Raw genomic sequence first — 8,018 nt, forward strand, 5'->3', positions numbered from 1 at the left:
TGGTCTGTTGATATGTCTTTTGTTGTTGATTCATTTGTCTCTTTAGGAGTAGATGTTTCTGAGTTTTTCACTTTTTCTTTTGAGCTAGATTCAGTCACTTCACTCTCTAAAGTACCTTCTTTCTCTTTAGTGCATATTGTCATTGTTGAATACTCAACAGAAGAAGAATTTGTATCTTCTTCTGCGAGTACTATCGAACTATTAAATACTAAAACAACACCTATAAAAGAGGAAAGGATGAATCTGTGTATTTTCATACTGATTCCTCCAAAAATAATTTTATTTATAAATAATTGTATAAATAAACTCTTCTCCATTTTGTTCATGATAATGATCAATATAATTTTTTGAAATCTGAATTGATTTATCAAAATCTGACTCGTTTATATACCAGTTATCATACGTAAGAGTATATCCATTTCCATTTTTTTTATAGACATCACCACCTAAGATAGTATGGTAATTATTTTTTAGATAATCAATTACTTCAAGCGCATTTAAATATGTCCAGCCAATATCGTTAGTACCAAATTTCTGCAATGAAATTCCTTTTTTTTGTATTTCTTGTGGTATATTCTCATTCATTTATTTATATCTCCCTTTAATTTGCTCTAAAGTATCTATGGTTTACTGTTTTCCCATCTGCTTCTATTATGTATTCAAAGACACCCTCTTTTCCCATATAACTACCTGGGATTTCAACTTTAGTTCTTGATATTTTGTCCCCACCAATTATTGAAGACACTTTACTATCTCCACCAAAAGCACTAACACTTTCTGGAAATCCGTGATGATCAGCTTGTTTCATCTGTAATTTAACTTTATCTGTGTATTGAATATTTTCTAAAGGATTTTTATTTGTTGTTTTCTCAGCAAACAGATGTAAGTCCATTTTTAGTCCACCAGAACTTGAACTAGTCGGTGCTGGTGTTGGTACAGGTTTAGGTGTTGGTTTAACACTATTAGCTACATTCTTCGTCGCATTTTTTGTACCTGCCGTTGTTGCTTTAACAACTGAATTACTGCCTTTAAGTGAGAAGCCAGCGATTTTTTCTAGATACTTTAGCCCATGGAAATATAGTAAATTGAGTATATCGAATCTAATTCATTTTAACGCCTTTAATTTGAACTATAGAATGGCTATTTCATACTTTTCTAATACTTTAAATAAATTATCACTATTTATATCATCTTTATAAAAAATGGAACATAAATCTCCTTCTATAAGATTTAACTCAATTAGTACAGAACTATCAACTTTTTTTTCTGTATCTTCCAACGAAGGTATAAATTTACTTTCTGACAAAGTTATAGCAACACTTATTTCCCAAACAGTTCTACACTGCTTTAATACTTTAAGTAATTCATCAAGGTGAATTATCAAACCATGTTCGTCCCTTACCTGATTATTAAAATTAAAAACTTCTTCACTAAACATACCTTTTTCTTCGTAGAATATTTTTTGATCATTTGGCACTGCATCAATTGTTCCTACCGTTACCTTTTCAAGGCCAGTACACTGCCTCATACATACTAATAATTCAATTAAAATATCTGCATTATTATTTGGATTATTAAAAGTAAAATCAATTTTTTTTAACATAATATTCTCCTATTTTTTATATGGTGGATTAGTGTCAAACTTATGATCTGTTTTTTTCCCTAGGGGATATTTTTCATTATAAGTATATTCATGCCAATGTGGAGCGCTGTGTGCATCTGGTCTACCATGATCTGTATAATCTACCCAACCTTTTTCTCTTCCATATTGATCATAATATTTCGTTTGTTTCAAATTACCTAAATCATCAAATTTATCTAACGATTTAGTTCCTGGTTCTACATTCTTTGGAAGTCTATTATTTTTATAAAATTCTTCAGGTAAGAACGGCTCTGTAGCAAAATCTTTTTTGGCTGAATTTGCTGTAGAGGTTTTAGCCCCTTTACCAGAAGTAATTGTAAATCCTTCTGTCTCTGAAACTATGTTTGGCTTAGGCGATGGTTTAGGTGTTGGTTTAACACTATTAGTCACATTCTTCGTCGCATTTTTTTTACCTGCTGTTGTTGCTTTAACAACTGAATTACTCCCCTAAAGTGTTTGTTTTTTTAGCTAAGGAAACCGTTTTTTGCGTTACTTTTTTAGCTGCCTTCTTAACGGACTTGAGAGTTTCTTTAACGGCTTTTTTAGCTTTTGTTTATTTGATGTATGAGGAGAGTCGTTAACAATAACCAGACACCTATAAAAGAGGAAAGTATGAATATTTGTATTTTTATACTGTTTCCTCCATAATATTTTTCTATATTTAACCGTTCTATTTCGATACATTTTTATTATATTTTAAATACTAACATATCTTCATCTTCACTAGGTTCATATCCAAATATTATATTTGAATAATGAATTATAAATTTAATTTCATTAATTTTTAATAAAATATCTTCTGAAAAATCATTTACAAAATTTTCTGTTTCTTCAAAATTTATTGTTAAATCACCTTTATTGTTATCAAATGAAATTATTATTATCCCCTCATCTATTTTTGTACCTATATCAATATTTTCAATTAATATTTGACCTGTATTAACTTTATTGAAATAAGCTTCAATATTTGATAATTCTTGATAAGTTATATCTTTTCCATCTTCAAAAAAATGAGAGCTTTTAATATTTTCTTCTTTAAATAGAAACCATTTAAAAATTTTTTTTATATCAGAGGCATAGATATCCTTAAAAATTATTTCTATATTCTCCATAAATGCCACCTCATTTTATACTTACTTGTCTATGAACCCTTTGAAGCTACCATCCATATTCTGTCTAATACTTATTAGATTAATAATATGGTTGTACAGTTATTTTTTTATTTTTCTTATAAAACCATTCGCCGGAAAATCTGGGTATTTAACTTCTAAAATTGCATTACATTTTAAACATTTATACCACTTGTCAGCATACCATTCTATAGTTTGAGACGTTCCTTTTACTATATAATAAGGCTGATCGACAACAATCTCTTTAAATACATTTTCTGAAACTTTTAAAGAAAAGTATTCCTTCCAATTATTTAAATCTGATAATGATTTTATTTCTATTTCTTCATCTAATAAGTCACATGCACATTCTATTTTCCGAACCATTTTGCATCAACCTCCGGTATATATACTTGATTGCCACCACCTGGTAATGTCCCAATCATATTACCCATGTTATCAGTTAAAGTTTGTGCCTCAGCTGTCCCTTCATATATCACAGTCCCTTTTGTTACTGTAACTTTAGATAAATTAGTTGCCGTATTTCCCCATGAGGTCATTGTGAAACTTTAATAAATTATCTTTTTCCTTCTATTTTTTGAATTACCCCAATTTCAGATATAACTTTAAATTTCGCTCTACCAATACCCTCTACTACTATTTTTTGGCTACACTCTTTATAGATTTTCAATTTCATGTCCTCTAAACAGTCATACAATAGTAATTCTACATTTGAAATCTCAAAAAAATCTAATTGAATTATGGGATATTTGAAAGAATTTACCCTCCACTTTGGAGGGATATAATCTAAACTTTCTTCTAATACAAATGATATTGATAGTTTTTTTCCATTATCAGATAATCGAAAATCAAAAATATTAATGCAATCTATATCTGGAATATCTATATATAATTGTTTTAAAAACTCTGTTTGTTCTAAATTTTCATACCACATAAAAAAACTCCTTTATTTATTAAATGGATAATGCGGTAAGGTACCTTCTACTGTACCATTTCTTGGTTTATCAATAGGACGAACAATAAAATGTGCTCCCTGTCCACTTAAAGCATGTCCCGCACTATGATCTTGGATAATTATTTTTTCGCCATTTATATTTGTATAATTGTATTCTCTTGTCATTATTACTTTACCGCTTGAATCCTTTAAGACTCCTCCACCCATAAAATCAGGTTTTGTCATAGGTTTCTTTATTACCGAATCTGGATGCTGCCCTTTTGGGATATTAGCATCCCTTTTTGCTTGATTTAAAGCACCTTTTCTACTAGCTAAAACAGGTTTATCCACCAGTTTCTCAGTAAACAGTTGTAAGTCCATATTTAGTCCACCAGAACTTGAGCTAGTCGGAGCTGGTGTTGGTCCAGGTTTAGGATTTGTTTTAACACTATTAGCTAGATTCCTCGTCGCATTTTTTGACCCTGTTGTTGTTGCTTTAACAAAGTCATTACTACCCTTAAGTGAGAAACCTGTCACTTTTCCTGCTACTTTTGTCACTGGAATAGCTGTTACGACGTTTAAAATACGCTCTCCAGGAGACAGTTTTCTTTGTGTTAACCAATCTTTCCCTGTTGCGGCACTGGCCACATCCAAAATAGTCATACCATACAGTAATCCCGCTCCAGCTCCTTGCAATCCTGGAACGAACATCATGCCAATACCTGCTACTACCATAGTTGTCTTAATAATGACTTCTTTATTCTTATTATAAAACTTCTTAGTCCCATTCCAGGTCGTCTTAGCTGTCTGACATATTTTATTAACAACTTTTTTCCTAAAAGTGTTTGTTTTTTTAGCTAAGGAAACCGTTTTTCTGCGTTACTTTTTTAGCTTTTGTTTATTTGATGTATGAGGCGAGTCGTTAACAATAACCAAACACCTATAAAAGAGGAAAGTATGAATCTTTGTATTTTCATAGTAATTCCTTCATTACATATTCAATTCTAATTCCATTTATCATCACCCATAATTCTATCTATTAGTGATTTTGTTCCCCAAACTGTAGCTGATTCTAAATTTTCACACTCCTCTTTTGTTGAAGGAAAGAATTCTCCTTTATAATAAATGGAATATGATTTCGAAATCATATCATACACACTTCTTTTAGGAGGCCAAGATTCTTCCTCATTTTCGAAGGGTATGTTTGTTATAAAATTCCATTCGCTCTCTTTAAACACATAATCAAATACACTTATTATAAACATATACTCTTCTATACTTGGTAAATCATCTATACTATTTCCTATTTCTTTATAGACAGCTAATCCTGATTCTCTCATCACTCTACCAAAAGCATACTTTCCATTTGGTAACTCTATTGCGTATACATCACCAATGTTTTTTCTTTTTTTCATCGATTAAACTCCTTATCTGCCTCATTTAAATAAAAATCTTTATTTTTGTTATCAGGTCCAATTCCATTTATTGCATTACCTGAACTTCCTCCTTGTGACTTAGCTCCACCATTTGCTTCTATTAATTGTTGTTATCTACCTCGATTCGCATCTTTATTCGAAGATGATTTATCTAAAGTTGCAGTGTCAAAACCTTTATCATGCATATGGTGAGCAGAATCTCTTTTGGCTACATTATCAATTGGACTAGCAGTTCCACTCGTTCTTCCTGAGTATACTTCACCTGTATCAGGATTTACTTTAGTATATGTTTGAGCCCTTTTACCAGAAGTAATTGTAAATCCTTCTGTCTCTGAAACTATGTTTGGCTAGGCGATGGTTTAGGTGTTGGTTTAACACTATTAGTCACATTCTTCGTCGCATTTTTTGTATCTGCTGTTGTTGCTTTAACAACTGAATTACTTCCTTTAAGTGAGAAGCCTGTCATTTTTCCTGCGATTTTCGTAACTGGGATAGCTGTTACTACATTTAAAACACGCTCTCCTGGAGATAGTTTTCTTTGCGTTAACCAATCTTTACCAGTTGCCGCACTTGTCACATCTAATATTGTCATACCATACAGTAATCCAGCTCCTTGTAAACTTGGAACCGCCATCATTCCAATACCTGCTGCTACGATAGTCGTTTTAATAATGACTTCCTTATTCTCATTATAAAACTTCTTAGTCCCAATCCAAACCGTTTTAGTTGTGTGACACACTTTGTTAACAACTTTAAATACTTTTCTAGCCGTGTAACGTTTTACTGGCACTCAGTATATTTTTTGGGTAGTATCTTCTTGACACTAGAAGATACGGTTTTCTCAGTTTGGTGTATCTTCTCACGTACCTAACTACTCGACGGAATTTTTTTCTCACAGATCCTCTAAAGCCACCTCATAGCATTTAAGTTTCTATCCATTTTTTTAATTCTTTTAAAATTTGAACTAATTTAGTAGTATCTCCGTATCCCATAAATATATTATTTTCAACATTACATTGGATCCAATCAGATTCACCATTATCAAAATTAATTGCTTTAAAGGGAGTATTCTGTTTGTTAGTTCCAGATATATCAATTGTTACAGCCCAACCAGGATTATCAAGGGTATCTATAGTGATACCATATAAATGTTCCCAGTCATCATCACATTGTTTTTTATACCAATTTTGTAACCATATAAGAATATCCAATATTTTTCCTCCTCTATTAAAATTTAACTTTCCCAGGAATCTCATTTATTTCATCTGTTACGATAGGTGCTCTTACACCCCCTGGAGCTGATTTTTCATGAACATGGGGAAGTAATTTTTCACCTGTAATTTTATTAAAATGTGCTTTTCCAACTCCATCGTATCCTAAAATCTCATCATATCCAGAAGGGTTTTTGGGATTTGTTTCATATGTTTTATAATTTGTTATTTCTCCACTCACATGATCACGTTTAAACACACTATGTGAACCAGTAGTATTTGTGTCAGGTTTTATTTACATGTCTGGAATCCCCTGCTTTAGTCCCTACATTTTCTGGTCGTAAACTATTACCAACATTATCACCTGCAACTGCTCCATCAGTTAATTTTCTATTAGCTGAGTTTGTTGTAGATGTTTGAGCCCCTTTACCAGAAGTAATCGTAAATCCTTCCCTTTTAATCTATTATCAACAATGACATAACCGTGGTCATTTCCATTTTCTGTAATTTTACAATCATAAGCTACTAGGATACCCTCAGTATCATAAATAGGAATCAGCTATGATACCCTAAATTCTTTATCTGGACTATATCCCTTTGCAAAGTCTAGTGCAATTTTTGCATATGTTTCAGGTTGATCAGCAAGTAAGGTATCTACATTTTCATTTAATTCATTATAAGTAAAATCTTTTTTGACGTAATCAGTTTCTACAATATTACTTTTGTTGTTTTTTTCACTTACATAGTCATCAAAATCACTTGCATCTACATGTGTTACCCCTATTGACACTAAAAATACGCTCGATAAAAATAAACGACCTAAACCTTTCTTCATAAAAACTCCTCATATTTTAATTGAATTTTAATTTTTTTAATTATATAATAATATTATTATTTTTTCAATTTTTTTTAGGAGGATATATGAAAAAAAAAATTACGACACTTATAATATTTTTATTCATTTTAGGAGGATGTATGACAAGTAATCAGTTAAATAATATGCGAGGTGACGAAGACGGGTACTTAAAAGACCTTTCAACGATTGTTAAGAAAAAAGATAATAATAGTATTTTAGCTGAAGTTATTCCTTCTATTGACGGTGAAAATGAGTATCGAGATGGAACTCAGATTACAGTTAACATAAACTCTAATGATGCACTAGATGAATTAGAGATTGACGATGAAATTATAATGCAATATTTACTTATTGAAAAAGATACAAATAATGATTTATCTGTAGAAATGAAAAGTCCAAATAATATTATAAAGAATGGAAGAAAGTTAATCCAATATTGACAATTTGGTTTTATCTTACTTGAAGTTGTCTTGCAAAGAAAAAAATAAGCAAATACATACGACTTTTTATTCTGTATCTCATAACCTAGATTGCTGGTACTAACTCTTGTATAATCGAAAATTGCTATATATTTACAAATCTTTTTGAACATAAGTATTTGACATCTGAAAACCTCAACTATATCAACAGATTTTCAGTACCTCAAATACTTTTGAGTTTTTGAACCATGATAAAAAGTTTAAACTTAATCAAAAAAGACTGCTAGAATATTAACATATCTAACAGTCTTTTGATTTCCTTATTTTGTTCAGTTTAGTGAACTGTAATATGAATAATTTATCTTTTAATTAAACAGTAGACACAACAAA

16 protein-coding genes are annotated in these 8,018 nt (G+C 30.8%); 1 reads left to right on the plus strand and 15 read right to left on the minus strand.

All coding sequences use genetic code 11. The features are described from left to right. The 15 genes from DW196_RS10740 to DW196_RS10810 all read right to left on the minus strand — a co-directional run. A partial coding sequence (locus DW196_RS10740) for a hypothetical protein (RefSeq protein WP_147408690.1) occupies window positions 1-257 on the minus strand: 257 nt, incomplete at its 3' end. Window positions 258-279: 22 nt separating this feature from the next. Further along, window positions 280-585 (minus strand): Imm40 family immunity protein, encoded by a 306-nt coding sequence (imm40, locus tag DW196_RS10745; protein ID WP_118251253.1) that lies wholly within the window; start codon window positions 583-585, stop codon window positions 280-282. 16 nt (window positions 586-601) lie between these two features. After that, the gene (locus tag DW196_RS10750; protein WP_118251254.1) at window positions 602-892 is read right to left on the minus strand and encodes a hypothetical protein; all 291 of its coding nucleotides are present in this window, start codon (window positions 890-892) and stop codon (window positions 602-604) included. Between the two features lie 237 nt (window positions 893-1,129). Further along, window positions 1,130-1,603 (minus strand): hypothetical protein, encoded by a 474-nt coding sequence (locus tag DW196_RS10755; protein ID WP_118251255.1) that lies wholly within the window; start codon window positions 1,601-1,603, stop codon window positions 1,130-1,132. Between the two features lie 9 nt (window positions 1,604-1,612). Next, complete coding sequence (locus tag DW196_RS10760) at window positions 1,613-2,032, minus strand: hypothetical protein (protein WP_187363597.1); 420 nt, start codon at window positions 2,030-2,032, stop codon at window positions 1,613-1,615. A gap of 299 nt (window positions 2,033-2,331) precedes the next feature. Beyond that, a complete protein-coding gene (locus DW196_RS10765) occupies window positions 2,332-2,754 on the minus strand; it encodes a hypothetical protein (RefSeq protein WP_118251256.1) in 423 nt (140 codons plus the stop codon). Between the two features lie 99 nt (window positions 2,755-2,853). After that, window positions 2,854-3,138 (minus strand): hypothetical protein, encoded by a 285-nt coding sequence (locus DW196_RS10770; protein WP_118251257.1) that lies wholly within the window; start codon window positions 3,136-3,138, stop codon window positions 2,854-2,856. Continuing rightward, the gene (locus DW196_RS10775) at window positions 3,123-3,311 is read right to left on the minus strand and encodes a hypothetical protein (protein ID WP_118251258.1); all 189 of its coding nucleotides are present in this window, start codon (window positions 3,309-3,311) and stop codon (window positions 3,123-3,125) included. Before DW196_RS10775 ends, DW196_RS10770 begins: the two co-directional genes overlap by 16 nt. A 17-nt stretch (window positions 3,312-3,328) precedes the next feature. Then, window positions 3,329-3,706 (minus strand): Imm50 family immunity protein, encoded by a 378-nt coding sequence (locus tag DW196_RS10780; RefSeq protein WP_118251259.1) that lies wholly within the window; start codon window positions 3,704-3,706, stop codon window positions 3,329-3,331. A gap of 12 nt (window positions 3,707-3,718) precedes the next feature. Beyond that, on the minus strand, window positions 3,719-4,441 hold the full coding sequence (locus DW196_RS10785) for an HNH/endonuclease VII fold putative polymorphic toxin (protein ID WP_118251260.1): 723 nt from the start codon (window positions 4,439-4,441) through the stop codon (window positions 3,719-3,721). Between the two features lie 269 nt (window positions 4,442-4,710). Beyond that, window positions 4,711-5,121, minus strand: coding sequence for an Imm26 family immunity protein (locus DW196_RS10790; RefSeq protein WP_118251261.1), 411 nt, complete (start codon window positions 5,119-5,121; stop codon window positions 4,711-4,713). 358 nt (window positions 5,122-5,479) lie between these two features. Further along, window positions 5,480-5,932 (minus strand): pre-toxin TG domain-containing protein, encoded by a 453-nt coding sequence (locus DW196_RS10795; protein ID WP_118251262.1) that lies wholly within the window; start codon window positions 5,930-5,932, stop codon window positions 5,480-5,482. A gap of 133 nt (window positions 5,933-6,065) precedes the next feature. After that, window positions 6,066-6,353, minus strand: a complete 288-nt coding sequence (locus DW196_RS10800) for an immunity 53 family protein (protein WP_158563575.1) — start codon at window positions 6,351-6,353, stop codon at window positions 6,066-6,068. Window positions 6,354-6,369: 16 nt separating this feature from the next. Beyond that, a complete protein-coding gene (locus tag DW196_RS10805) occupies window positions 6,370-6,612 on the minus strand; it encodes a hypothetical protein (RefSeq protein ID WP_118251264.1) in 243 nt (80 codons plus the stop codon). A gap of 300 nt (window positions 6,613-6,912) precedes the next feature. Beyond that, window positions 6,913-7,188 (minus strand): hypothetical protein, encoded by a 276-nt coding sequence (locus tag DW196_RS10810; protein WP_118251265.1) that lies wholly within the window; start codon window positions 7,186-7,188, stop codon window positions 6,913-6,915. A 140-nt stretch (window positions 7,189-7,328) separates the two neighbouring features. Between DW196_RS10810 and DW196_RS10815 the strand changes: the two genes are divergently transcribed. Continuing rightward, complete coding sequence (locus tag DW196_RS10815; RefSeq protein WP_147408691.1) at window positions 7,329-7,649, plus strand: hypothetical protein; 321 nt, start codon at window positions 7,329-7,331, stop codon at window positions 7,647-7,649. Window positions 7,650-8,018: the final 369 nt, after the last annotated feature.

This window comes from Vagococcus sp. AM17-17, assembly GCF_003471765.1.
Lineage (GTDB): Bacteria > Bacillota > Bacilli > Lactobacillales > Vagococcaceae > Vagococcus > Vagococcus teuberi.